The sequence below is a fragment of the Mycobacterium sp. 050272 genome, from assembly GCF_039023525.1.
GTDB lineage: Bacteria > Actinomycetota > Actinomycetes > Mycobacteriales > Mycobacteriaceae > Mycobacterium.
On sequence record NZ_JBCHKV010000008.1, the window covers coordinates 13,717 to 39,162 of the forward strand.

At 66.9% G+C, this 25,446-nt stretch carries 23 protein-coding genes; 7 read left to right on the top strand and 16 right to left on the bottom strand.

All coding sequences use genetic code 11. The annotated features are described in order from the left end of the window. Nucleotides 1-28: 28 nt before the first annotated feature. The 4 genes from AAHS21_RS16785 to mutA form a co-directional block, all read right to left on the bottom strand. Nucleotides 29-1,315: a serine hydrolase domain-containing protein gene (locus AAHS21_RS16785; protein WP_342928739.1), complete on the bottom strand. Its 1,287-nt coding sequence runs from the start codon at nucleotides 1,313-1,315 to the stop codon at nucleotides 29-31. A gap of 63 nt (nucleotides 1,316-1,378) precedes the next feature. Beyond that, the gene (gene meaB, locus AAHS21_RS16790) at nucleotides 1,379-2,347 is read right to left on the bottom strand and encodes a methylmalonyl Co-A mutase-associated GTPase MeaB (protein ID WP_342928740.1); all 969 of its coding nucleotides are present in this window, start codon (nucleotides 2,345-2,347) and stop codon (nucleotides 1,379-1,381) included. A gap of 117 nt (nucleotides 2,348-2,464) precedes the next feature. Beyond that, nucleotides 2,465-4,717, bottom strand: a complete 2,253-nt coding sequence (gene scpA / locus AAHS21_RS16795; protein ID WP_342928741.1) for a methylmalonyl-CoA mutase — start codon at nucleotides 4,715-4,717, stop codon at nucleotides 2,465-2,467. A gap of 4 nt (nucleotides 4,718-4,721) precedes the next feature. Beyond that, nucleotides 4,722-6,593 carry a methylmalonyl-CoA mutase small subunit gene (gene mutA / locus AAHS21_RS16800; RefSeq protein ID WP_342928742.1) on the bottom strand — a complete coding sequence of 624 codons (1,872 nt, stop codon included), beginning with the start codon at nucleotides 6,591-6,593 and terminating at the stop codon, nucleotides 4,722-4,724. Between the two features lie 228 nt (nucleotides 6,594-6,821). On the opposite strand from mutA, the gene AAHS21_RS16805 reads away from it, so the two are divergent. From AAHS21_RS16805 to AAHS21_RS16820, 4 genes are read left to right on the top strand one after another with little or no spacing between them, the layout of a single operon-like run. Continuing rightward, entirely contained in the window at nucleotides 6,822-7,547 is a 726-nt protein-coding gene (locus tag AAHS21_RS16805; RefSeq protein ID WP_342928949.1) for a TVP38/TMEM64 family protein, read from the top strand. Nucleotides 7,548-7,596: 49 nt separating this feature from the next. Beyond that, nucleotides 7,597-8,595 (top strand): S1 family peptidase, encoded by a 999-nt coding sequence (locus AAHS21_RS16810; RefSeq protein ID WP_342928743.1) that lies wholly within the window; start codon nucleotides 7,597-7,599, stop codon nucleotides 8,593-8,595. Between the two features lie 31 nt (nucleotides 8,596-8,626). After that, nucleotides 8,627-8,911, top strand: a complete 285-nt coding sequence (locus tag AAHS21_RS16815; RefSeq protein WP_342928744.1) for a hypothetical protein — start codon at nucleotides 8,627-8,629, stop codon at nucleotides 8,909-8,911. Next, on the top strand, nucleotides 8,912-9,391 hold the full coding sequence (locus tag AAHS21_RS16820; protein ID WP_342928745.1) for a nitroreductase family deazaflavin-dependent oxidoreductase: 480 nt from the start codon (nucleotides 8,912-8,914) through the stop codon (nucleotides 9,389-9,391). Here the strand turns inward: AAHS21_RS16820 and AAHS21_RS16825 are convergent. The 3 genes from AAHS21_RS16825 to AAHS21_RS16835 are packed head-to-tail and all read right to left on the bottom strand — an operon-like array spanning nucleotide 9,388 to nucleotide 11,367. Further along, entirely contained in the window at nucleotides 9,388-9,744 is a 357-nt protein-coding gene (locus AAHS21_RS16825) for a DoxX family protein (RefSeq protein ID WP_342928746.1), read from the bottom strand. The two genes, AAHS21_RS16820 and AAHS21_RS16825, sit on opposite strands and share 4 nt — an antisense overlap. 9 nt (nucleotides 9,745-9,753) lie before the next feature. Beyond that, nucleotides 9,754-10,890 (bottom strand): SPFH domain-containing protein, encoded by a 1,137-nt coding sequence (locus tag AAHS21_RS16830; protein ID WP_342928747.1) that lies wholly within the window; start codon nucleotides 10,888-10,890, stop codon nucleotides 9,754-9,756. 48 nt (nucleotides 10,891-10,938) lie between these two features. Next, nucleotides 10,939-11,367: an NfeD family protein gene (locus AAHS21_RS16835; protein WP_342928748.1), complete on the bottom strand. Its 429-nt coding sequence runs from the start codon at nucleotides 11,365-11,367 to the stop codon at nucleotides 10,939-10,941. A gap of 57 nt (nucleotides 11,368-11,424) precedes the next feature. Here AAHS21_RS16835 and AAHS21_RS16840 point away from each other — a divergent pair, with 57 nt between their 5' ends. Continuing rightward, nucleotides 11,425-12,369: a hypothetical protein gene (locus AAHS21_RS16840; protein ID WP_342928749.1), complete on the top strand. Its 945-nt coding sequence runs from the start codon at nucleotides 11,425-11,427 to the stop codon at nucleotides 12,367-12,369. Here the strand turns inward: AAHS21_RS16840 and AAHS21_RS16845 are convergent. The 3 genes from AAHS21_RS16845 to fabG1 are packed head-to-tail and all read right to left on the bottom strand — an operon-like array spanning nucleotide 12,366 to nucleotide 15,014. Next, nucleotides 12,366-13,403 (bottom strand): ferrochelatase, encoded by a 1,038-nt coding sequence (locus AAHS21_RS16845; protein WP_342928750.1) that lies wholly within the window; start codon nucleotides 13,401-13,403, stop codon nucleotides 12,366-12,368. The two genes, AAHS21_RS16840 and AAHS21_RS16845, sit on opposite strands and share 4 nt — an antisense overlap. Before the next feature lie 16 nt (nucleotides 13,404-13,419). Continuing rightward, entirely contained in the window at nucleotides 13,420-14,229 is an 810-nt protein-coding gene (inhA, locus tag AAHS21_RS16850) for an NADH-dependent enoyl-ACP reductase InhA (RefSeq protein ID WP_342928751.1), read from the bottom strand. A 26-nt stretch (nucleotides 14,230-14,255) separates the two neighbouring features. Further along, nucleotides 14,256-15,014, bottom strand: coding sequence for a 3-oxoacyl-ACP reductase FabG1 (fabG1, locus tag AAHS21_RS16855; RefSeq protein WP_342928950.1), 759 nt, complete (start codon nucleotides 15,012-15,014; stop codon nucleotides 14,256-14,258). Between the two features lie 187 nt (nucleotides 15,015-15,201). Between fabG1 and AAHS21_RS16860 the strand changes: the two genes are divergently transcribed. Next, complete coding sequence (locus AAHS21_RS16860; RefSeq protein WP_342928752.1) at nucleotides 15,202-16,041, top strand: DUF559 domain-containing protein; 840 nt, start codon at nucleotides 15,202-15,204, stop codon at nucleotides 16,039-16,041. 82 nt (nucleotides 16,042-16,123) lie between these two features. Here the strand turns inward: AAHS21_RS16860 and AAHS21_RS16865 are convergent, their stop codons facing one another. The 6 genes from AAHS21_RS16865 to AAHS21_RS16890 form a co-directional block, all read right to left on the bottom strand. Next, the gene (locus AAHS21_RS16865; protein ID WP_342928753.1) at nucleotides 16,124-17,131 is read right to left on the bottom strand and encodes a VWA domain-containing protein; all 1,008 of its coding nucleotides are present in this window, start codon (nucleotides 17,129-17,131) and stop codon (nucleotides 16,124-16,126) included. Beyond that, nucleotides 17,128-18,090 (bottom strand): DUF58 domain-containing protein, encoded by a 963-nt coding sequence (locus tag AAHS21_RS16870; RefSeq protein ID WP_096286867.1) that lies wholly within the window; start codon nucleotides 18,088-18,090, stop codon nucleotides 17,128-17,130. Before AAHS21_RS16870 ends, AAHS21_RS16865 begins: the two co-directional genes overlap by 4 nt. Continuing rightward, nucleotides 18,087-19,220, bottom strand: coding sequence for a MoxR family ATPase (locus tag AAHS21_RS16875; RefSeq protein ID WP_342928754.1), 1,134 nt, complete (start codon nucleotides 19,218-19,220; stop codon nucleotides 18,087-18,089). The genes AAHS21_RS16870 and AAHS21_RS16875 overlap by 4 nt, the downstream gene beginning before the upstream one ends. Nucleotides 19,221-19,386: 166 nt before the next feature. Beyond that, nucleotides 19,387-20,115, bottom strand: a complete 729-nt coding sequence (gene ripB / locus AAHS21_RS16880; protein WP_342928951.1) for an NlpC/P60 family peptidoglycan endopeptidase RipB — start codon at nucleotides 20,113-20,115, stop codon at nucleotides 19,387-19,389. A gap of 27 nt (nucleotides 20,116-20,142) precedes the next feature. After that, complete coding sequence (gene ripA / locus AAHS21_RS16885) at nucleotides 20,143-21,579, bottom strand: NlpC/P60 family peptidoglycan endopeptidase RipA (RefSeq protein WP_342928755.1); 1,437 nt, start codon at nucleotides 21,577-21,579, stop codon at nucleotides 20,143-20,145. Between the two features lie 240 nt (nucleotides 21,580-21,819). Further along, nucleotides 21,820-22,356 (bottom strand): DUF6676 family protein, encoded by a 537-nt coding sequence (locus tag AAHS21_RS16890; protein ID WP_342928952.1) that lies wholly within the window; start codon nucleotides 22,354-22,356, stop codon nucleotides 21,820-21,822. A 250-nt stretch (nucleotides 22,357-22,606) separates the two neighbouring features. On the opposite strand from AAHS21_RS16890, the gene AAHS21_RS16895 reads away from it, so the two are divergent. After that, entirely contained in the window at nucleotides 22,607-25,444 is a 2,838-nt protein-coding gene (locus AAHS21_RS16895) for an aconitate hydratase (protein WP_342928756.1), read from the top strand. Nucleotides 25,445-25,446 lie beyond the last annotated feature (2 nt).

The following is a 25,446-nucleotide window of genomic DNA, read 5'->3' on the forward strand; positions in this document are numbered from 1 at the left end:
CGCCCGAAGTTACGCGCGGAAACGAGACTCAGCCAGCAACTGCTCCCTGCTCGCTGAACGGCGCCCCGAACTCGGTGATCGGCCGGAAACCGCGCTTGCGGGCCTTGCCGACACCTACCCGAAGCAAGTTGCCCAGCGTGGCCACGCCAGAGTGATCCAGCACCAGGAAGGGCGACAACAGCCGGTTGTGCACGAACGCGAATGCCAGCCCCGACGCGGGATCGGCCCATCCGAACGATCCACCCATTCCGACATGTCCGAAACCCGGCACCACATCACCGAACGGCACGGTGTGATAGCCGAGGTGGAAGGACAAGGGCACCATTATGTTTCGGTCCCGCTTCAGGCTGCGCCGCCCAGTCAGCCCGGCGACGATCTCCGGGGACAGGAAGCGGGTGCCGTCGATCTCACCGTTGTTGGCGATGGCGCCGTACATCCGCGCCAGCCCGCGAGCCGTCGCCACCCCGTTGGCCGCCGGCATCTCGGCGTCCAGCAACGGGATATCCCCCTGCACGGCGGCCATGACGCCACGGAAGTACAGCGAGCGGAATCCGCCCGACAGCTCCGTGGCAACCTTGCGTGCCACGTAACCGATGACGGGGTTGCCAATGACGTTCTGCGGCATGATGATCTCCGCAACCTTGGTCGGTGCGCCGGCGGGTGGCCGCCCCAGGTGCATGCCATCGGTGCCCAGTGGCTCGGCCAGTTCCTCGCGGATCAGCGTGCGCATGCCCTTGCCGGTGACGGCGCGGGCCAGGCCGGACATCAGCCAGCCAAAGGTCAGGGCGTGGTAGGCCGGTTTGCCCAGCAACCGTCCGGGCGGCGCCGCGGCCAGCCGCTCCTCCATGACCAGGTGATCCAGCAGGTCGTCCTGAGTGGCGCCACGCAAACCCGACAGACCGCCGCGGTGTCTCATCACCTCGCGGACGGTGAGCGCGGACTTCCCGTTGGCCGCGAACTCACGCCAGTACTCGGCGACGGGCGCTTCGTAGTCGATCAGCCCCCGATCGGCGAGCCGGTGGATCACCGTCGCGGCCATCCCCTTGGTCGCGGAGAAAACCATCGGAGCCCGGTCGGCGGTCCAGGGCACCTTGCCCGCCCGGTCCGACCAGCCCGTCCACACGTCAACAACTGGTTGGCCATCGAGGTATACCGCCAGCGCGCCACCGCCGAAGCGGCGACCGGGGAACAGGCTCGAAAAGCCGCGTACTACGCAAGAGAAGTTTGGGTCCACCGCACCGAACACACGATGACCTGCGTCAGGGACATCGCGGGAGGAGTTCGTGCGGCGATCGACCCCGTTGTCTACCGTCACGATTTTGAATTTACTTCGGATCAGCCCGGCTGAGGCACAAACACGGATTAATTTACCTTTCCGTTAGCGCGACGCCGCGTCTAGTATTTGCTGGGCGGCCAGCGCGGGGGTCAGCTCGCCGGCTTTGACCTGTCGCTCCACCTCGACGCGCATCTTGCGCACCGCCGGGTTGGACAGCACCCGGTCCAGGACCGTGTCGCGGACCATCTGCCAGGTCCAGTCGACTTGCTGATCACGCCGACGGGCTTCGAACTCCCCCGCCTCGGTGAGCACCTGGCGGTGCCGCTCGACGGTGTCCCACATCTCGGCCAGCCCACTGCCCTCCACCGCGCTCATCGTGAGAACCGGTGGCCGCCAGAGAGTTTCGCGCGGATAGATCAGTCTGATCGCCGACGACAGCTCCCGGGCGGCCTTGCGTGCCTCGGTCAGGTGCTCGCCGTCGGCCTTGTTGACCACGACAATGTCGGCCAGTTCCAGCACGCCCTTCTTGATGCCTTGTAGCTGGTCTCCGGTGCGGGCCAGGGTCAGCAAGACGAAGGTGTCGACCATGTTGGCCACCGCCACCTCGGACTGGCCCACGCCGACGGTTTCGATCAGGATCACGTCGAACCCCGCCGCCTCCAGCAGGACGACAGTCTCCCGGGTGGCCTTTGCTACGCCACCCAAAGTCCCCGATGTCGGCGATGGCCGTATGTAGGCGTCCGGGTGTGCCGCCAGTCGAGACATCCGAGTCTTGTCGCCGAGGATCGAGCCGCCGGTCCGCGTCGACGAGGGGTCGACCGCCAGGACCGCCACCCGGTGGCCGCGGTCGATGAGGTGCATGCCCAGCGCCTCGATGGTGGTGGACTTTCCGACCCCGGGCACCCCGGTGATGCCCACTCGATGGGCATTCCCGGAGTCGGGCAGCAATTCCAGCAGCAACTGCTGGGCCCGCTCACGATGGTCGGCCCGGGTGGACTCCAGCATCGTGATGGCTCGTGGCAGCGCCGCACGATCGCCGCGGCGAATGGCCTGGGCCAACCCTTCGCTCATTTCGCGCCCCCAGAGGTGGCGAGCCGGCGGGACCTCCCGCATGCGGGAGACATCACACTGCGAATTTGGCCGGGCTTTTTCGCAGCGCGCTTACGCTCGCGGTGAGGAATCGGCACGCTAGTCCAGCGAGTAACCCAACCGCTCGGCGAGCTTGTGCAGCAAGCCGATTGCGGCGTCGGCGATCACCGTGCCGGGCGGGAAGATAGCCGCCGCGCCCGCCTGGTAAAGCTCGTCGAAGTCACCGGGCGGGATCACGCCACCGACCACGATCATGATGTCGGGCCGGCCCGCTTCGGCGAGCGCGTCGCGCAGCGCGGGAACCAGGGTGAGGTGTCCGGCGGCCAGCGAGGACACGCCGACCACATGCACATCGTTGTCGGCGGCCTGGCGGGCCACTTCCTCCGGTGTCGAGAACAGCGATCCGACGTCCACGTCGAATCCGATGTCGGCGAATGCCGTCGCGATCACCTTCTGTCCGCGATCATGGCCGTCCTGGCCCATCTTGGCCACCAGGATCCGCGGCCGGCGGCCGTCGGCCTCGGCGAACTTCTCGACTAGTTCGGTGGCGGTTGCCATGTTGGGAGCCTTTCCGGCTTCGTCGCGGTAGACGCCGGCGATCGTACGGATCTCCGCCTGGTGGCGGCCGTAGACCTTCTCCAGTGCGTCCGAGATCTCCCCGACCGTGGCCTTGGCCCGCGCGGCGTTGATGGCCAGCGCCAGCAAGTTATTGCCCAGCCCGTCCTCCCCTGCGCGGCCGTGCGCGGCGGCGGCCCGGGACAACTCGGCCAGTGCGGCCTCGACAGCCTGCGAATCCCGGTTCGCCCGTAGGTCTTTCAACTTCGCCAGCTGTTCGGCGCGCACCCGGCTGTTTTCGACCTTGAGGACCTCGACCTCCTGGTCCTCCTCGACCTGATACTTATTGATGCCCACCACGGGCTGGATGCCCGAGTCGATCCGGGCCTGGGTGCGCGCGGCGGCCTCCTCGATGCGCAGCTTGGGAATGCCGTCGTCGATGGCCTGGGCCATACCGCCGTGCTCGGCAACCTCGGCGATGTGGGCCCGCGCGCGCTGCGCGAGCTGATGGGTCAGCCACTCCACGTAATAGGAGCCGCCCCACGGGTCGATCGGCCGCGTGGTGCCGGATTCCTGCTGCAGCAGCAGTTGGGTGTTACGGGCGATCCGCGCGGAGAAGTCGGTGGGCAGCGCCAGCGCCTCGTCAAGGGCGTTGGTGTGCAGCGACTGGGTGTGGCCCTGGGTCGCGGCCATCGCCTCGATACAGGTCCGGGCGACGTTGTTGAACGCGTCTTGCGCGGTCAGCGACCAGCCCGAGGTCTGCGAGTGGGTGCGCAGCGAAAGCGATTTCGGGTTCTTGGGGTTGAACTGGCTGACCAGCTCGCTCCACAGCAACCGGCCCGCGCGGAGCTTGGCGACCTCCATGAAGAAGTTCATCCCGATGCCCCAGAAGAAGGACAGCCGCGGCGCGAACTTGTCGATGTCCAGGTCGGCGTCCAACCCGGCCTTGATGTAGTCCACACCATCGGCCAGCGTGTAAGCCAGCTCCAAATCCGCTGTGGCACCGGCTTCTTGGATGTGGTAGCCGGAGATCGAGATGGAGTTGAACTTCGGCATCTTGGCGCTGGTGTATCCGAAGATGTCGGAGATGATGCGCATCGACGGCTTGGGCGGATAGATGTAGGTGTTGCGCACCATGAACTCTTTGAGGATGTCGTTCTGGATGGTGCCGGCCAGCTTCTCCGGCGGCACCCCCTGCTCCTCTGCGGCCACCACGTACAGCGCCAGGATCGGCAGCACGGCACCGTTCATGGTCATCGACACCGACACCGACGACAGGTCGATGCCGTCGAACAGCTGTCGCATATCCAGGATGGAATCGATTGCCACACCGGCCATTCCGACGTCACCCTGAACGCGGGGATGATCGGAATCGTATCCGCGGTGGGTGGCCAGGTCGAACGCCACCGACAGGCCCTTCTGGCCGGCGGCCAGGTTGCGGCGGTAGAACGCGTTGGATTCCGCGGCGGTGGAGAAGCCGGCGTATTGGCGAATTGTCCACGGCTGGTTGACATACATCGTCGGGTACGGGCCGCGCACGAACGGCGGTTCACCGGGGAAGCTGTTCAGCGGGTAGCCGTCGGCCTCGACGGCCGCACGGTCGGCCGCGATGTAAACCGGTTTGACCGCAATGTCTTCCGGTGTATGCCACACCAATTGATCGGGCGTGTACCAGTGCGCCGCGGCCGCCGCGGCGACATGCTTGTCGACGGCAGCGTCGGTGGGCTGCTCCCCCGCGCGGTCGCCGTGCAGCGGGATGTCGGCGAAGCTGCCGATCACCGGAGTCGACGTCGTCATCCTGTCACGCCCCCAACCGAGTAAGCAGATCCGAAAGAGCTTCGATCGCATTGATTTTGGCCGTCAGGTATTCGTCCGGCCGGTGTTCAGGATCGGTATCGGCGACTGCCTTTTCCGGTCCGGCCAAGTACACCCGCGACACTCCGGCGTTGCGCGCGGCGTCGACGATCGCGGCCGCCTCGGTCGCGTAGCGCTTATCGGTGCCGCAGATCACCGCTGCGGCAGGCGATCCCGCATCGGAGACCGCCGCGGCGACCCCATCTGCGTCGAGAGTGCCCGGGTTGACCGCCTCGATGCCGCCCGAGGCCAGCAGGTTCGCCGCGAACGTGGTGCGGATGTTGTGCTCGGCCAGCGGCCCCAGCGGGAGCAGCAGCGCCTTGGGCCGGGCATCGGTGCGGGCCAGGAAGGCATCCGAGCGGTCGCGCAACGCCTCGAATCCCGCGGCGTAGCGCTGCAAGTTTCCGACGTCGGGCTGGCCGATCGAATCACTTTGCGGCAGTGCAGGTTCGGACAGGTTCGGGAATTCGTTGACGCCCGTGATCGCGGTGCGTCGATGCGCGATGTCGTCGGCACGCCGGGACGCGATGGCTGCGATCTGATCGGCGATGTAGTCATGAGCGTCGACGAATCCGCCGCGACCCTCGATGGCCTGGAAGTGTTCCCAGGCGCCCTCGGCAATGCGTTGCGTGAGGTCTTCGACGAACCACGAGCCACCGGCGGGGTCCAGCACCCGCCCGACGTGCGACTCCTCCAGCAGCAGCAGCTGGGTGTTGCGCGCGATGCGCCGCGCGAAGCTTCGCGCCGTACCGGGAAAGCCGCCCGGGATGGCGATGTCGAACGGGAAGACGAGCACGGTGTCGACGCCGCCGACACCGGCGCCGAACGCGGCCAGCGTGCAGCGCAGCATGTTCACCCAGGGATCGCGCTGGGTCATCATCGGCAGCGACGTCTGGGCGTGCACGATCGCCGCGCCGGCGTCGGGCTCCCCCACGACCTCGGCGACCCGGGCCCACAGTTGGCGCACGGCACGCATTTTCGCGATCGTCATGAACTGGTCGTCGTCGGCGGCCAACCGGAAGCTGATCTGGCCCAGCGCCCGGCGGACCGGCATCCCCGACTCGGTGAGCACCCGCAGATAGGCCACCGCTGCGGCGACACCGGCGGCCAGCTCCCACGTCGCGTTGGCGCCGAGGTTGTGGAACGCGGGCCCGTCGACGGTGATCGCCCGCACCCCGTGATCGTCGGTCACCCGCGACGCGACCGCGACGACGTCGTCGATCGTCGGGGCGGGGCGTCCGCTGTGCACCGCGGTCAGCGGGTCGGCGCCCAGGTCTATCGAGAGAGTGGCGCGTTGGTCGGATTCGACCTCGGCCGCCAGGGCCAGCATCGCGTCGGCCGCCGCCGCATAGTCCGCGCCGGCCTCGAGGATGATTGGCGCCATGCTCAGGTAGACGCCCGCGAGCACCCCTTCGAGCTCCCGGGGGGCCACGCCGCCCGCCCCGACTCGCAGCAGCAGCGCGCTGACCCCGTCACCGAGCGAATCCAGCACGGCGGCGTTGGTTTCCGTGGCGCCGGCACCGGCGGACGGGAATGCCTCGACGACCTTCCAGCCGGACTTGACGTCGCGGAAGGGGTCCGCGCCGCGCAGGTAGGGCCACTGGCCGGGCAGCGACGGCTCGGGCAGCTCGTCGAACGCGGTGTAGAGCGGACGAACCGCGAATCCGTCGTAGGTCGGGGTGTCCAGCAGCTGTTCGGGTTCTTCCCCCAACTCGGCGGGTTCCTTGCGGGTGCTCTTGGCAAGCACACCGGCGACCGCGGTGCGCCAGCGCTCGCGAACCTGTTCCAGGTCGGCGAGCTCGGGTACGTCAATGGACACCGACTGCTCCTGTTTTCGCAGCTATTGGCAATGTTGCTTGAGGTTGCGGAGGACACGCGACTCGCTAATCAGGCTAATTGATTGGCCCCGCCGTCAAAAAACCGTGCGGTGGAATTCGTCGGTCCAGGTCGCCGGCGAAACACCAAGCCGGGGATACAAGTTATTCATATCCGGCCCGTAACGTTGAGTGGCGTGACGGGCCCGGCCACCGCCAAAACCACCAGTACGCTGCGCAGTCTTCGGCGCGCGCTGGCGATGAGCGGGCGGCAGCTGTCCCGGCCGCGCGCCATCGCGGCAGTGGTCGGTATCACAATTGTGGTGGCCGTGGCGCTCTGGGTTCCGCTGCCCGGCGCAGTGCAGTTGCGCGATTGGGCCCAATCGCTGGGCCCGTGGTTCCCGCTGGCGTTTCTGCTCGCGCACATCGTCGTCACGGTGGTGCCGGTGCCCCGCACGGCGTTCACCCTGGCCGCAGGCCTGCTGTTCGGGCCGGCCCTGGGCGTGGTGATCGCGGTGGTCGCCAGCACGGCGAGCGCGGTGCTGGCGCTGGTGTTGGTGCGCGCCGCGGGATGGCGGCTGTCCCGGCTGGTTCGTTACCGGGCGATCCACCGGGCCGACGAGCGTCTGCGCGAGCGGGGCTGGGTGTCGGTCGTGTCGCTGCGGTTGATTCCGGTGCTGCCGTTCTCCGTCGTGAACTATGCAGCCGCCGCATCCGCCGTCGGCATCCTGCCGTACACGCTGGCCACGCTGGCCGGCCTGCTGCCCGGCACCGCCGCGGTCGTGTTTCTCGGCGACGCGCTGGCCGGTCACCCCAGCCCGCTGCTGTTCGCCGTGTCGTTGGTCACCAGTGCGCTGGGGCTCACCGGGTTGTTCCTCGAGATCCGTCATTACCGCCGGCGCCACCACCGCGCGCCGCGCCCCGGCGAACCCGCGTCCGAACCGGCCATTTTCAGCTAACTGCGCCGTTTTCTTGAGCGCGCCGCCGCTTGCCTGAAAGATCTATTCAATGGAGCGGGTCTACGCGCAGCAGCTGGCAAGTTTCGGCTTGCAGCCGTCGCGGGCCGGTCTGCTCGTGCTCTTGCTCGGCGCGCTGGCGTCGGTGGCCGTCGCGGTGTTGTCCTTCGTGCTCGACCGGATCAAGCTCTATCGCGTGCCGGCCGGCAGCGTCCTCGCCTCACCGGTGATGCGCTACCCGCCGGTGGCGCGGGCGCGGCCGCACGCCTCGTGGCTGACGATCGGCGCGGCGCTCGCCGCCGTTGTGTGTATTACGGCCATCTGGCTGGCGCCCAAGAATTTCGAGCACACCCTGGAACCGTCGCAGCCCGAGCTGACGCCCATCGCCTTGCCCGCGTCCGCCGCCGCGGGCCCGGGGGCGGGCATCTACGTCGAATACACCGACGGTTCCGGTGGAATGGGTTGCACCGCTGGGTTTTTGGTGCGCACCAGCAATGGCCAGACGGGTGTTCTCACCGCGGGTCACTGCAATCGGTCCCGGCAACCGAGCAAGGTGGTGATGAATCTCGCCGGGATCCTCCCGTACGCGAAGCTGGGCACCTTCGTCCAGACCGTCAACGAGGGCGTCCACGACGAGCAGCACGACATCGGACTGATCGTGCTCGACGGCGACCAGGTCCCGCAGAGTCCGGCGGTCGCCGCCGCGTTGCCGATCACGGGGGTCACCACCGAACTGTCGATCGGACAGCAGCTGTGCAAGTACGGGATGAGCAGTGGCGAGGCCGAATGCGGCGCGATCCTCGACGTCACCGAGAGCAAGGTCTCGTTCGCGGCGGGCGGCCAATGCGGTGATTCCGGCGGCCCCGTCTACCTCATTCGAAACGACGGCACCGCCACCGCGGTCGGCATCGCCATTCGGGGCAGCAATCCTTCCAATCCCGCCGCCGGGTGCCTGGCCCCGGCTAAGTTCTCGGTTGCCGAACTTGTGCAGCCGTGGCTGGACCGATGGCATCTGACCGCCATGACCGCACCACCATCCGGACCGCGCTGACGACCGACACGACGAGCACCGTGGGAGCGACATGACGTCCGACGACAGCCACGCCGGCGCACCCGAACGGCGCTTTTCCACGGCCGCGCTCGTCGCCGCCGGGCTGGTAGGGCTGATCGTCGGCGCGATCGCCGCGTTCGCGGTGACCGGCCTGGTGTTTACGATCCGCGTCCAGCTGCCCCCGCCGCCCTACCCACCGCCGTTTTCCTCCCCAACGCCGGGCTATCCCGCGCCGCCGACGGGTTTCGCGCCCACGTCGGCGCCGAGCGTCGTGCCGATGCCGCCGTTACCGCAAATGCCCGGCGGGCCTTCCTAAATGGCCGAAGAACCGTCGTTCGTCGCCCGTGTGGCCGGATGGGTGCTGCGGTCGCGACCGCTCGTCCGCGCACCGATCTGGATGTATCGCGCCCGCGCGGGCGCGCTGTTCGGCTCGCGCATGCTGATGCTCGAACATGTGGGCCGCATCTCCGGCGCACGGCGCTACGCCGTCTTGGAGGTAGTCGACCATCCCACACCGGACAGCTACGTGATCGCGTCCGGCTTCGGCCGAAAAGCTCAGTGGTTCCGCAACATCGAGGTTCAGCCACGGGTACGTGTGTACGTCGGTAGTCGTCCGCCCGTATCCGCCACCGCGCGTGTCCTCGGCCAACAGGAGGCCGACCGGGCGCTGGCCGCCTACCGCAGCCAGCACCCGCGAGCGTGGGAGCAGTTGCGGCCTGCGCTGGAAGAGACGCTCGGCGTTCCGATCACCGACACCGGTACCCCACTGCCACTGGTCGAGTTGCGACTCGACTAATTCTGCTCCGGGCCCTTCACCGTCATCGCGGCGACCAGAGCCAGAAACACTGCGGCCGGCAGACCGTTGACCACCTTGTCGCGCACTCGCACGTGCGCGGCCACCGCCAGGGCGAAGTACAGGGTGAGCATCGCCGTCGTCAGCCTCGCCAGCGCGGGGAAACGGGTGACCGACAGCAAGCCGACCGCAGCGGCGGACTTCACCACCGGCAGCACGGGCCTGACGTTCTCCGGGAGTCCGACGTCATCCAGGATTTTCCTGATCGGGGCGATCTGGACACCGCACAACACCGCGTCGACGGCGTGAAACGCGCCCAGCGCCGTATACGTCTTCGGGGAAGTCACAACACTCATCTGGCAATCCTATTGGGTCAACTCGGGTGGCTGGCCGTCGATCGGCTGGCGGGCTATCGCCTCGGCTTTGGCGACCGCCTGGGCGATCTTGGGGTCGGTCTCGGTGGAGAACCAATCGGCCACATCGGCATCGTCCGCCGCGGCGGCGTGCTGGGGCACGTCCTCGACCGGCGACGGCTCGAACCGGAACACCCCGTCCTCGCCGGGCGTGCCCAGCAGTTTGGTGAAACCCTGTAGCGCCGCGCTGAAGTCGCTGGGCACCACCCACACCTTGTTGGCGCTGCCCTGCGCCATTTTCGGCAGCGTCTGCAGGTACTGATAGGCCAGCATCTCCGGGGTGGGCCGGCCGGCCTTGATCGCAGCGAACGTCTTCTCGATGGCCTTGGCCTGGCCTTGCGCCTGCAGGTAGGCCGCGGCCCGCTCACCCTGAGCGCGCAGCATCCGGGATTGCCGGTCCGCCTCGGCGGCCAGGATCGCGGCCTGCTTGGCACCCTCGGCGGCTAGGATCTGCGCCTGCTTGGCACCTTCGGCCTGTTTGATCGCCGCCTCCCGGGTGCCTTCGGCGGTCAAGATCATCGCCCGCTTCTCCCGGTCGGCCTTCATCTGCTTTTCCATCGACGCCTGGATCGACGGCGGCGGGTCGATGCTGCGCAGCTCGACCCGGGCGACGCGCAGGCCCCAGCGTCCGGTCGCCTCGTCGAGCACACCGCGCAGCTGTCCGTTGATCTGGTCGCGCGAGGTCAGGGTCTGCTCCAGCGTCATGCCGCCGACGACGTTGCGCAGCGTGGTCGTGGTGAGCTGCTCGACGCCGACGATGTAGTTGCTGATCTCGTAGACGGCCGCCTGCGGAACGGTGACCTGGAAATAGACCACGGTGTCGATGTTGAGCGTCAGGTTGTCCTCGGTGATCACGGGCTGCGGCGGGAACGACACCACCCGCTCGCGCAGATCAACCCGGGCCCGGACGCGATCGATGAACGGCACCAGCAGCGTCAGCTGCCCGCTGACCGTGCGGCTGTACCGACCCAGACGCTCGATCACCGCGGCCTCGGCCTGCGGTATCAGCGCCACGGACTTGGCCACCACGATGATCGCAAAGATGACCAGGACGGCCAGCAACACCAAACCCGCAACCGCACCTTCCACCGGAGTTCCTTTCTCTCGCAGCATCTTCGCAGCGTCTGTGCCGACCGGCTAGTGCTTGAACACCACCGCCGTGGCGCCGTCGATGTGCACGACGGTGACCGATTCGCCGGGCTCGTAGACGTCGCCGTCGTTGAACGGGCGCGCCGTCCACACCTGGCCGTCGAGTTTCACCTGCCCCTGGTCGCGGGCAACCCGATCGAGCACCAGCGCACTTTTGCCCTCGAGCGCCTCGATGCCGGTGGGCAGCGACTTGGGAGTCATCCGTTGCCGCAATGCGGGCCGGACCAGCACGACCAGCAGGATTGAGACGACCAGGAACACCGCGCCGTCGGCCAGGATCGGCCAATCCGTGAACCACGCCGTGACCGAGGCGGCCAGCGCACCGCCGCCCAGCATCAACAGGAACATATCGCCCGTCAGCGCCTCGGCACCGGCAAGAGCCAGCGCGAAGATCAGCCAGCTCAGCGCGATCGCCATGCCGTCAGAATACGCGTGATCCGCCTTTGCCGGACCGAACTACTACACTGCGAGATCATGTGGTGTCCGAGTGTTTCACTGTCCGTGTGGGCTAACGCCTGGCTCGCCGGCAAGGCTGCGCCCGATGACGTATTGGACGCGTTATCCCTCTGGGCGCCAAAGCAATCCGTCACCGCGTATGATGCCGTCGCGGCCGGTCACACCGGACTGCCGTGGCCCGACGTCCACGACGCCGGGATCGTGTCGTTGTTGCAGACGCTGCGCGCCGCGGTTGGCCGGGTGACGCTGCCGGGGACCCCCGGTGCGCCGGGATCGCTGCACGGGCGGATCAACGTGGTGCTGCCGATTCCAGGCGACGTGCGCGGCCTGGCTCCCGGGACGCAGTTCGAGCGTGACGCCATGACCGCCGGTGAGGCGGTGATCATCGCGCACCCCGACGATCCGACGGCGGCGGTCGGCCTGGTCCCCGAGTTCTCCTATGCCGATCTCGATGATGACGAGCCGGATTCACCGGAGTTGTGTGCGCTGGCCTGGACGGTGTACTCGCTGCCCGGCGCGCCGGTGTTCGATCACCACGAGCTGGGCGACGCCGAATACTCGCTGCGGTCGGCGGTGCGGTCGGCCGCAGACGCACTCGGCGCGATCGGCTTGGGATCGGCCAGCGACATCGACGATCCGCGTGGGCTCGTCGAGCAGCTACTGGAATCCACACGGCAACACCGGATTCCCGACCACGCCCCGTCGCGTGCATTGCGGGTGCTGGAGAACGCCGCACACGTCGACGCGATCATCACGGTCAGCTCCGGGCTGAGCCAGGCCTCCGATGCCGCCGCACCGGATCGGTTCGCGGCCCGGGTCGCGTCCGGGCTGGAGCCGGTGGGCACCCAATCGTCGTCGGAGGCGCGGATCGCGGGCGACGCGCTGCGACCGCTCAACGCGGTGGTGCGTTCGGCCCGGATGGCCGCGGTGAACGCGATCATGCAGTCGGCCTGGGCCGACTAACCGCCTTCTCGCGCAACGCAATGCGGCGGGCGGCATGCCGCGCCGTTGACGCTGCCTAGGCAGCCGGCCACCGGATCGGGGCCGGTCGTCCGCTCGGGGGCACGGCCGTACCGCAATTCGTCGATCAGGTCGGCGGCGAGCTGCGCGAAACGGGGGTGGGCGTTGGGCGTCGAGGCCCGCACCAGCGCCACACCGGCCGCCTCGGCCTGGGCCGCCAGCTCGTAATCGAGATCCCACACCACCTCGATGTGGTCGGCTACAAAACCGATCGGGCAGATGATGACGGACTGGGTGCCCGCCGCGGCCAGTGCCGTAAGGTGGTCGCCGACATCGGGTTCCAGCCATGGCACCTGTGGTGGACCCGAGCGCGACTGCCAAGCCAGGTCGTACTCGGTGTACCCGGCGGCCGCTGCGACAAGGCTTGCGGCGTAAGCGACTTGGCGACTGTACAGTCGCGGGCCGAGGCGCTCGTCGGCGGCCACCGGAATCGAATGCGCAGTGAACACCAGACGCGCGCCGGCCTGTTGCTCTGGAGTCAGGGCACCCGACGCCGCACCGATGGTATCGGCGAAGATCTGCACGAACCGCGGGTGGTCGAAATAGGGCCGCAGCTTCACCAACTCGGGCGCATCGGGCCCCGCGGCCGCCCGGGCCCGGGCGATGTCTTCGCTATATTGCGAGCAGCTGGAATACCCGCTCCACGCCGACGTGGTGAACACCACGGCGCGACGAACACCGTTGTCGCGCATGGTCTTAACTGTGTCTTCGACGTATGGCTCCCAGTTGCGGTTGCCGAAGTACACCGGCAGCTCCACATCGCGCTGACCCAGTTCGTATTCCAGCTGCATGACCAACGCGCGGTTGATCGCGTTGATCGGTGACACGCCGCCGAAATGCAGATAATGCTCGGCGACGTCGTCGAGTCGTTCCGGCGGCACGTTGCGGCCCCGGGTGACGTTCTCCAGGAACGGCCGGACCTGCTCCGGCCCCTCTGGTCCGCCGAAGGAAAGCAGCAGGACAGCGTCAAATTCCACGGAAATCCATTGCCGTCTAGAGCAATTGGGTGCTGGCGCCACCGTCGGCATAAATGATGGTGCCGGTGGTCGCGGGCAGCCAGTCCGAAAGCAGGGCGCATACCGTCTTGGCGACCGGCGTCGGGTCCTTCATGTTCCAGCCGATCGGAGCGCGCTGGTCCCAGCCCTCCTCGAGCAGCTGCATCTGGGCGCCGGCCTCCTCGCCGAGAGCGCCACCGACGATCGCGCTCATCGCGAGCGTCCGGATCGGCCCGGCGGCAACCAGATTCGAGCGGACGCCGGACTTACCGGCCTCGCGGGCAACGAACCGGTTCACCGACTCGAGTGCGCTCTTGGCGACTGTCATCCAGTTGTACGCCGGCATCGCGCGCGTCGGGTCGAAATCCATTCCGACAATGGAGCCACCGGAATTCATAATCGGCAGAACCGCTTTCGCCAGCGACGCGTACGAGTACGCCGAGATGTGGATGCCCTTGGACACGTCTTCGTAGGGTGCGTCGAAGAACGGGTTGATGCCCATTCCCGTCTGCGGCATGAAGCCGATGGAGTGCACCACACCGTCGAGCTGGTTGCCCTCGCCGATCTCGGCGGTCACTCGTTCGGCCAGGGTGTCCAGATGCTTGTCGTTCTGCACGTCGAGTTCGATCAGCGGCGCCTTCTCGGGCAGCCGGTCGGCGATGCGCTGGATCAGCCGCAACCGGTCGAACCCGGTCAGCACCAGCTGCGCGCCGGCCTCCTGCGCCACCTTGGCGATGTGAAAGGCGATCGACGAGTCGGTGATGATCCCCGTGACGAGGATCCGCTTGCCTTCGAGTAGTCCTGACATATCTTCTCTCGTCCGTCCTTCTGTACTCAGTGGCCCATGCCCATGCCGCCGTCAACCGGGATCACCGCACCGGCGATGTAGCTCGCATCCTCAGACGCAAGGAAGCTGACCGCCCCGGCGACCTCCTCGGCGGTGCCGACCCGCTTGGCCGGGATGAATTCCAGGGCGCCCTCCTGGATCCGCTCGTCGAGCGCGCGGGTCATCTCGGTGTCGATATAGCCGGGGGCCACCACGTTCGCGGTGACGCCGGCCTTGGACAGCTCCCGCGAGATCGAGCGGGCCATGCCGATCAGACCGGCCTTGGCGGCAGCGTAGTTGGCCTGGTTTCCGATGCCCCAGCTGCCGGACACCGAACCGATGAAGATGATGCGGCCGAATCGCTTGCGCTGCATGCTGCGCGAGGCGCGCTGCGCCACCCGGAACGCCCCGGTGAGGTTGGCGTTGATGACCTCCTCGAAGCGCTCCTCGGTCATCCTGATGAGAAATGCATCCTTGGAGATGCCGGCGTTGGACACCAGCACCTCGATCGGGCCCTGGTGCTCCTCGACCTCTTTGAAGGCGCGGTCGACAGCGTCGTTGTCGGTGACATCGCACACGACGCCGAACAACCCCTCGGGTGCCCCGGAGCCGCGGTGTGTGACGGCCACCTTGTGGCCGTCGGCGGCCAGCCGCTGGGCGATCGCCAGACCGATCCCCCGGTTTCCGCCGGTCACCAAGACCGACCGGGATACGAATGGGGGTTTGCCGCCGGCGGTGGCGGACTCAGTGGCTTTCGCAGTGGCCATGTCAGTCACTCGGCCAACCTATCGTCTCGGTGTGGCAGAGCTCCAATCTGCCCCTTTTTGCGGTGCGACGTAACGGCGCCTGCCGCTCGCGCCGCGAGCGTAACGTCACGCAGAGAAATCTCAGCAAATGCCAGCGTGGCGTTACGCTCGTCGATTTGCTGTCGGCGGTCCTAGGCACACTTCTGCCATGACAGACCCGTTCCTCGGCAGCGAAGCCCTGACTGCGCGCAGGCTGTCTCGCTATGAGCTAACGAGCCGCTACGTCGCGCTACACAAAGACGTGTACGTGCCGCGGGATACCGAGCTAACGCCCCTGCTGCGCGCGAAGGCCTGCTGGCTGCGCTCCCAACGCCGCGGCGTGCTCGCCGGCTTTTCCGCCGCCGCTCTGCATGGAGCGAAGTGGATTGATCCGGCTTTGCCCGCCGCGATCATCGACACCAACCGGCGTCCCGCCGCCGGAGTGCGAGTTTGGGAAGAGCGCATCGACGGTGATGAGATCGACGTCATTGACGGGATGCGCGTAACCACGCCGGCGCGGACCGCACTCGACCTGGCCAGGCGGTACCCGTTGGGGATTGCCGTCGCGGCGGTCGACGCACTCGCGCAAGCGACCGATGTCAAGCTGGCCGATGTCGACCTGCTCGTCGAGCGCTATCGCGGCCGGCGGGGCTTGCGGGCCGCCAGAACGGCTCTCGAACTGGTCGACGGCGGCGCGCAGTCGCCGAAAGAAACCTGGCTGCGCTTGCTGCTGGTGAGCGCGGGATTTCCACGGCCGCAGACACAGATCGCAGTGCGCAATGAATGGGGTTGGGCCGAAGCGTATTTAGATATGGGCTGGGAGGAAATCAAAGTCGCTGTCGAGTACGACGGCGATCAACACCGGTCCAGTCGGGCCCAATACGTCAAAGACATCCGCCGCCTGGAAATGCTCGACCGGATGGGCTGGCTCGTCGTTCGGGTTGTCGCCGAAGACCATCGCGACGACATCATCCGACGCGTTAGTGCGGCCCGCGCTCGCCGAGCGTAATCGCACGCGGGAAAGTCGGCCCCAATACCAGCGTGGCGTTACGCTCGCGAAGGAAGACGACCGCGGCGGGCACGCGGAGCAGCTAGGTCGGCAGCCGTCGGTTGATCAGCAACGCCGCGAGCGCCGCCAGCGCCAGCACCAGCGCACCCAGTCGCAGCCAGCCCACACTGGCGTCGCCCTTGATCGTCTCGTAGCCGATCTGCTGTTGCAGCGAGGCGTAGACCTGCTTGAGCTCCTGCAGCGTCGACGCATTGAAGGAATTGCCGCCGGAGAGCTGGGCGACCTTCTTCAGAGTCTCGTCGTCAACCGGGACCGGCTGGCGCTGGTCGTTGATCTCGACGAAGCCGTACGGGGTGCCGAACGAGATCGTTGAGATCGGCACGCCCTGGTCCTTGGCGGTCCGCGCGGCGGTGAAGGCCCCCTTGGGGTTGTCCGGGTTGGTCGGCATCGTCTCCTTGCCGTCGGAGAACAGCACGATGCGGGCCGGGGGCGGCTTGTCGCCGCCGCCGATGACCGCGCCGACGGTGGCGATGGCCTGCAGCGCGGTGAAGATCCCCTCCCCGGTCGCGGTGCGGTCGGCGAACTGCAGCTTGTCCAGCGCGACCTTGGTCGCCTCGCGGTTGGTCGTCGGCGACACCAGCACCGTCGCCGTCCCCGCGTAGGCAATCAGCCCGAGGTTGATGCCCGGGGTGAGCTCGTCGGCGAACTGCTTACCGGCCTCCTGCGCGGCGGCCATCCGGTTGGGTTCGACGTCGGTGGCACGCATCGACTGCGACACGTCGATCACCAGCATCACCACCGCCCGGTTACGCGGAATCCGGACGTCGTTCGTCGGCCCTGCCATCGCGATGGTCAACAGCACCAGCGATGCCACCAGCAGGATCGCCGGCACGTGCCGCCACTTGGCGGGCCGCTTGGGGGCGACGCTTTCCAGCAGCTCCATGTTGGCGAACCGCAGCATGCGCCGCTGGCGGGCCAGCTGCATCAGCACATACAGCACGCCCAACCCGGCAACGACGAGCAGGAAGAGGAACCACCATGCGTGAGCGAACCCGGACAGCGACATCGCGCCCAGCAACGGCAACGTCACTGGCGCCCCGCCATAGCCCCGCGCCGGCGGGACTCCACGAAGCGGACGATGTCGGCGATCCAGTCGCGGTCGGTGCGCAGCGTCAAAACCGGTGCGTCGCAACCACGTATCGTTCGGGCCACGTCGGCACGATGCGCCGCGGCCGCCTTGGCGAAGTCGTCGCGCAGTTGCGCATCAACGGTGAATTCGCGGGTCACACCGGTCTCGGCGTCCTGCAGCACGACATCGCCCACATCGGGCAGTTCGATATCGCGTGGGTCGAGCACCTCGATGGCCAGCACCTCGTGGCGGGCAGCGATCGCGCGCAGCGGGCGCATCCAGTTGATCGGCCCCAGGAAGTCACTGATGATCACGGCCATCCCGCGGCGACGTTCCGGCCGGCGCAACGCGTCGATGGCGACCGCCAGGTCGCCGCGCACCCCGGTCGGCGCCTTGGGCATCGTCGCGATCGTGCGCAACAGCGTCTGCTCGTGCTGGCGTCCGGACCGGGCCGGCACCCGGACCGTCGTCGCCCCGTTGGTGACGAGCGCACCGAGCCGGTTACCGCCCCCGCTGTTGAGGAACGTGATCGCGGCCGCGGCGGCCACTGCCAGGTCCCGCTTCTCGCAGACGGTGGTTCCGAAGTCGAGGCTGGCCGACATGTCGACGACCATCCAGGTTTCCAGCTCGCGGTCGGCGATCATCTGCCGGACGTGCGGGTGGGTGGTGCGCGCGGTCACCGCCCAGTCCATCCGGCGGACGTCGTCGCCGGGCTGATACTCGCGCGACTCCCCCGGCTCCGAACCCGGCCCGGGGATCAGGCCGAGATGGTCGCCGTGCAGGACACCGTCGAGCTTGCGCCGTACCGTCAGCTCGAGCGTGCGCAGCGCCGCCGACAATTTCGGGTCGTCGATCTGCCCGCGCTGAAACGACGGCGGGTGCAGAGCCGCGGGCTTGGCGGCGGGGTTCGGATCGGTCACCGATTACTGGCCGCGCCCGCAGCCTGCATCACCGGCGGAACCGAATGCCCTTGCTGCGGAACGGCGTTCACTTGCGGAAGGGAAACAGTCTGCAAGACCCTGTTGATGACGATCTCGGGCGAGATCTCGTCGGCCAGCGCGTCGTAGGTCAGCACCAGCCGGTGGCGCAGCACGTCGGGGATGACCTCGACGACGTCTTGCGGGATCACGTAGTCGCGACCGCGGACCAACGCCAGCGAACGCGAGGCCGCGATGATGCCCAACGACGCGCGTGGAGATGCGCCGAACGAGATCCACGTCTTGACGTCGTTCATGCCGAGCTGCTCGGGGTGGCGGGTGGCGGTGACCACGCGCACCACGTAGTCGACCAGCGCGTGGTGGACGAAGTTGTTGGCCGCGATGTCCTGCAGCCGCAGCAGGTCGTTGGTGTCCAGGATCTGCTTGGGCTGCGGTGGCTTGACGCCCATCCGGTAGATGATCTCGCGCTCTTCCTCGGGCGAGGGGTAGCCGACGTTGATCTTGAACAGGAAGCGATCGCGCTGCGCCTCGGGCAGCTGGTAGACGCCCTCGTGCTCGATCGGGTTCTGGGTCGCCATCACCAGGAACGGGTTGGGCAGCGGGAATCGCTTACCACCGATGGACACCTGACGCTCGGCCATGACCTCCAGCAGCGCCGACTGCACCTTGGCGGGCGCACGGTTGATCTCGTCGGCGAGCAGGAAGTTGACCACGACCGGACCGAGCTCGGTGTCGAACTCTTCCTTGCCCTGACGGTAGATGCGGGTACCGATGATGTCGGTGGGCACCAGGTCGGGGGTGAACTGGATACGCGCGAACGTGCCGCCGACGACCTTCGCGAACGTCTCGACGGCCAGCGTCTTGGCGACGCCGGGCACACCTTCGAGCAGCACGTGACCCTTGGACAGCAGACCGACCAGCATCCGCTCGACGAGCTGATCCTGGCCCACGATGATGCGCTTGACCTCGAAGATGGCCCGTTCCAGGGTGTGTACTTCGGCAGCCAATCCATCGGCACCACCTGACGGCGCCGCATGGGCTCCGGGGCCAGACTGCCCGCCCGGACCCGAGTAACCGCTGGCGCCCGGGGGCGGCCCACCTGCTGCTGTCATCTACATCTCTCTCTTCAGCTCAACCGACACAGCTCAATCAGACACATCTGCCATCACGACGAATGTCGTGGGTCAGCCGCGTGCCTTTGTCCAACTATTCCAGGCGCCTGGGATTCCGTCGACGCCACGGCTCGCTGACGAGCCGCGATCTGACGGCACACCTGGGTCAGTACTCGATGATCCTAGTCAGGTACGGCGTCATACCGGGCTTGCGCACGGGGCTCACGGTCACTTTGCCCGCGCTTCCGGATGCCTCCAGCATCTGGCCGTTGCCCAGGTACATGGTGACGTGCTGCCCACCGCCCGGGCCGTAGAAGATCAGGTCGCCGCGCCGGGCCTCGCTGGGCGGGATATGCCGGCCCGCGTTGTACTGGTCACCGGAGAACCGCGGGATCAGCACCCCGACGCCGGCGAATCCGTACCGCATCAGACCAGAGCAGTCGAACCCGGTGATGTTCGCGCCGTCGTCGATGCCCTTGCTCGGACCCTGCAGCGAGCCACCGCCCCACGAATAGGGCACGCCCATCTGCGATCCCATCCGCTTGATCACGTACTCGATGGCCTGGCGGCCGTTCGCCCGCGGAATCTTGGCCCCCGGGTTGGTGGGCGTCGCGGAGGCGGCAGGGGCGGGATCACCCAGGATGTTGATTCCCAGCCCGCCGAGGAATTGCCTGCCCAGGTCCATCGTGGTCTGGGTGGCCTGCGCGGTGGCTTGCAGCGACGCGTTGGCGACGGCGAGCGGATCGCCCGGGGCACCGGCGCTGATCGTCGCCGGCAGCGTCGGATCCCACGTTCCGGGATCGGCGGTGGCCGGGGCGGCGACAGACAACATCAGCCCGGTCACCAAAGTGGTGATCCAGGCCAAGTTGAACAGGCGAAATCGCTTGTGCCGCATAGCTCCTCGTTTGGTAGTCATCCTCGTTTAATAGTCGATGTAGCGAATCACGTAGGGGGTCATGCCGCTGGTGCGCACGGGCGCGACGCGCACCTTCAAACCGATGTCAGGGGCCTCGAGCATCTGGCCCTGACCGAGGTAGATGGTCACGTGCTGACTACCGCCGGGGCCGTAGAAGATGACGTCGCCGCGACGCATCTGGGAGGACGGGATCTTTCGGCCCAGGTTGTACTGCGAACCCGAGTAGTGCGGCAGCTTGATGCCCACGCCGGCGAATGAGTACAAAACCAGGCCCGAGCAGTCGAAGCCGGTAATCCCGGCGCCGGAGTCGATGCCTTTACTGGGGCCGGCCGCGTTGCCACCACCCCAGGAGTAGGGCACGCCGATCTGCGACATGCCGCGACGGATCACGTATTCGGAGGCCTGCCGGCCATAGACACGCGGGATGCGTCCGCCGACGCCACCCGGGTTGGCGTTGGTGATCCCGGTGTCGTCGGGCTTGAGAATGCCGATCGACTGCAGGAAGCCCTTCCCCATCTGTGCGGTGACCTGCGTCGAGGTGGCCGAGATGCCCAGCACCTGGTTGATCACCGCGACCGGGTCACCCGGCACGTTGGCACTCGGCACCATCGGAAGCGTGGGATCCCAGCCGTCCCAGTGCCGTCCGCCGGACGGGGCCTGCCCGGCCGGCGCTCCCGGATCCCAGCGGTCCCCCGTCGTCGGCGCGGCGCCGCCGGCCCCGGTCGACCAATGCGCGGAAGCGAGTTGGGCCTGCTGAAGTTTGGCCTGAGCCTCGTCACGCTCAGCGGCCAGCCGGGTGATCTGCTCACGCTGTTCTTCGAACTTGTGCTTCGAGTTGGTCAGCGCGGCCACCGCGGCGTCCTGGCTGGATTTCGCGTCGGCAGCGGCCTTTTCGGCCTTCTGCTTGGCCAGGCGCGCCGCGGACTCCTTGTTCACCTGCTCGGTGCGGGCCCGCTGCAGGTTGTCCAGCACCGTCTGGGCACTGGCCGCCAGGGTCCGCGAGGCGCTTTCTGTCGCGATGATGTCCTCGGGGCTGCGTGCGGTCAGGTAACTGCCCGACGGACCATTCATATAGGTGGCGGCGGCGAACGTGTTGAAACGACGTTGGGCGGCAGCGATTGCCGCATTGGCATCCTCGACCGACTGCTGGCTGACCTCAAGATCGTGTTCGGCCGCGGTCACGTTGTCCCGGGCGGTCTCGACGTCGACCAGGGCCTTGTTGACGGCCTCCTGCTCGCCCTGGATTTCGGCGCTGAGGTCCTCCAGCCGCTGGTTGGCCTTGGCGACGTTGGCGATCAGCGCGCCGAGGCTGTCGGCGTTCGGATCAGCCTGCGCCAGACCGGGTGTGGTGACCAGCATGGCCACACACAGGACCGACGGAATGACCGGACGGACCAGCCTGGCGAACGGTCGCGCAGCAGAGCCCCGGCGTGTGCGTCTCATTCGACTTAGCTCCCCTTGGGCTCAACGCGGACGGCGGCGCCAGGCCCGATTTTCTCTATTAGCGCCAAAGACAACACGAGCATCATTTGCACCGTACGTCACAGTGGTCGGCGAAGATATGGTCGTCACAAATCGCAACCCTCTACGTGCGTTTAATGTGACCGAACGGTGACCTACGCGATTTGCCGCGCAGCGTCGTGAGCTCTCCCCTGCCGAATGGACCGGGTCGGATGTGCGTGGTTAGACGCCCTCGGCGGGCTCTTCGTCCGAAGTTGCCGCGGCGTCGACCGAGGTTGCTGACCGCCTAGCGCGCAATTGCAGGAAGCGGGCGCCGACGGCCGCGGCGAGCACGCCGATTAGCAAGAAAATCGTCAGGCCGGTCCATGGGAATTCGGGGGTTTGGAGCTCGTGCAAAAAGTGCTCAGACGAGACCACCGGATTGCCCGTCTTGGCGATGTCTTCGCCGGCCTCGAGCGTGACGCGCGGGAACTGCGTGCTGTAGGTGCCGACGAAGTTCGGGCTCAACGTCAAGACCGTGGCGTCGTGATAGTCGGCGCCGACCACGGTGGAGATATCGCGCAGCGGCGTGTCGTTCGGCGGGTTGTGATCGAGTAACACGATTTTCAGGTTGATGCCGGCGGCATGCGCTTGATCGACAACGACGAGCAGGGCCGGCATGACGTCCGGTGGCGCGCTGACCCCGGATGCGGCGACCTGCGCTTTGATGGCCGTCATGTCGACGTCTTGCGGAATGTAGGCAGGCAGCACCGGCTGCAAAAAGAAGGTGGTCTGCGGTAGTTGCTCGAACGAACCTTGCGCGGTCACTGTGTGCCTCCTCCCGCTGAACAGCCCTAGTGCTACAGGCACCGTACGCGAACAGTAGGGAAAAGGGGTTTCAACCCGGCCCCCGGCCGACAAGACTGAAAATTGGTGTGCCGTTGTATTGCAGGACAAGCGTACTGTTAAAGTTGGCAATGCACCGTCGACACGGCCCGTCGACGGAAGAACTGAATCCCAGGGAGTTGATGTGACCAGCAAAGAATCTGTGAACTCGTTCGGAGCCAGCGACACCCTGAAGGTCGGCGACAAGAGTTACCAGATCTACCGTCTCGACGCCGTACCCAATACCGAGAAACTCCCCTACAGCCTGAAGGTTCTTGCCGAGAATCTGTTGCGCAACGAAGACGGCGCCAACATCACCAAGGACCACATCGAGGCGATCGCGAATTGGGATCCCAACGCGGAGCCCAGCATTGAGATCCAATACACCCCCGCACGCGTGGTCATGCAGGACTTCACCGGCGTGCCGTGCATCGTCGACCTGGCCACGATGCGCGAGGCCATCGGCGACCTGGGCGGCAAGGCGGAGAAGGTCAACCCGCTGGCGCCGGCCGACCTGGTGATCGACCACTCGGTGATCGCGGATCTGTTCGGCACCGCCGACGCCTTCGAGCGCAACGTCGAGATCGAGTATGAACGCAACGGCGAGCGTTACCAGTTCCTGCGCTGGGGGCAGGGCGCCTTCGACGACTTCAAGGTCGTCCCGCCCGGCACCGGCATCGTGCACCAGGTCAACATCGAATATCTGGCCAGCGTTGTCATGACCCGCGCAGACGGCGCGGGAAACATAACCGCCTACCCCGACACCTGCGTGGGTACCGACTCGCACACCACGATGGTCAACGGCCTCGGCGTGCTCGGCTGGGGCGTGGGCGGCATCGAGGCCGAGGCAGCGATGTTGGGCCAGCCCGTGTCGATGCTGATCCCGCGCGTCGTCGGTTTCAAGCTGACCGGCGAGATTGCGCCGGGCGTCACCGCCACCGATGTCGTGCTCACCGTCACCGAGATGTTGCGTAAGCACGGAGTGGTCGGCAAGTTCGTCGAGTTCTACGGCAAGGGCGTTTCGGAAGTGCCGTTGGCCAACCGCGCCACGCTCGGCAACATGAGTCCCGAATTCGGTTCCACCGCAGCGATTTTCCCGATCGACGAGGAGACCATCTCCTACCTGAAGTTCACCGGCCGCAGCGATGAGCAACTGGCTCTGGTCGAGGCCTACGCCAAAGAGCAGGGCATGTGGCACGACCCGGCGCATGAGCCGGCGTTCTCCGAGTACCTCGAGCTCGACCTGTCCACGGTGGTGCCGTCGATCGCCGGTCCCAAGCGCCCGCAGGACCGAATCCCGTTGTCGCACGCCAAGCCAACCTTCCGCGAGCAGATCCTCAGCTACGTCGACGGCGACGAAGACGGGCAGCAGGGTTACTCGAAACTGGACGAGGCGGTCGAGGAGACCTTCCCGGCCAGCGATCCGGGCGCGGTGTCGAACGGACACGCCGACGACGTTCCCCAGGTGCATTCGGCCGCATCGCATTCCCAGGGCCGCCCCAGCAAGCCGGTAACGGTGCACTCCGACGAGCGGGGCGAATTCGTGCTCGACCACGGCGCGGTGGTGATCGCCGCGGTCACGTCCTGCACGAACACCTCCAACCCGGAAGTGATGCTGGGCGCAGCGCTGCTGGCCCGCAACGCGGTCGAGAAGGGTCTGACTTCCAAGCCGTGGGTGAAGACCACGATGGCCCCCGGTTCTCAGGTCGTCAACGACTACTACGACAAGGCCGGCCTGTGGCCGTACCTCGAGAAGCTCGGCTTCTATCTGGTCGGTTACGGGTGCACCACGTGCATCGGCAACTCCGGCCCGCTGCCCGAGGAGATCTCGAAAGCCATTAACGACAACGATCTTTCGGTGACCGCGGTGCTGTCGGGCAACCGGAACTTCGAAGGCCGCATCAACCCGGACGTCAAGATGAACTACCTGGCGTCACCGCCGTTGGTGGTGGCCTACGCGCTGGCCGGCACCATGGACTTCGACTTCGAGAGTCAGCCGCTTGGGGCAGATAAAGAAGGCAACGACGTCTTCCTCAGGGACATCTGGCCGTCGCAGAAAGACGTCTCCGACACCATCGCCTCGGCGATCAACTCCGAGATGTTCACCAAGAACTACGGCGACGTGTTCAAGGGCGACGAAAGGTGGCGCAACCTGCCTACCCCGAGTGGCAATACCTTTGAGTGGAATGCGGATTCGACCTATGTGCGAAAGCCCCCGTACTTCGAGGGCATGCCCGCCGAGCCCGAGCCGGTCGGCGACATCACCGGCGCCCGGGTGCTGGCCCTGCTGGGCGATTCGGTGACCACCGACCACATCTCCCCCGCCAGCAGCATTAAGCCGGGCACGCCGGCGGCGCAGTACCTCGACGAGCACGGCGTGGACCGCAAGGACTACAACTCCTTCGGGTCGCGGCGCGGCAACCACGAGGTGATGATCCGCGGCACGTTCGCCAACATCCGGCTGCGCAACTTGCTGCTGGACGACGTGTCCGGCGGGTACACCCGCGACTTCACGCAGGACGGTGCTCCGCAGGCCTTCATCTACGACGCGGCGCAAAACTATGCGGCACAGAACATTCCGCTGGTGGTGCTGGGCGGCAAGGAGTACGGGTCGGGCTCGTCGCGAGACTGGGCGGCCAAGGGAACACGGCTGCTGGGCGTGCGGGCGGTGATCGCCGAGTCGTTCGAGCGCATTCACCGCTCCAATCTAATCGGCATGGGCGTCATCCCCCTGCAGTTCCCCGAGGGCAAGACGGCTCAGCAGCTCGGGCTGGACGGCACCGAGGTCTTCGAGATCACCGGGATCGACGCGCTCAACGACGGCAAGACGCCGAAGACGGTGCACGTCAAGGCCGTCAAGGAGGGCGGGGCCGACGTCGAGTTCGACGCCGTGGTGCGCATCGACACCCCGGGTGAGGCCGACTACTACCGCAACGGCGGCATCTTGCAGTACGTGCTGCGCAACATGCTCAAGTCCGGCTAGTC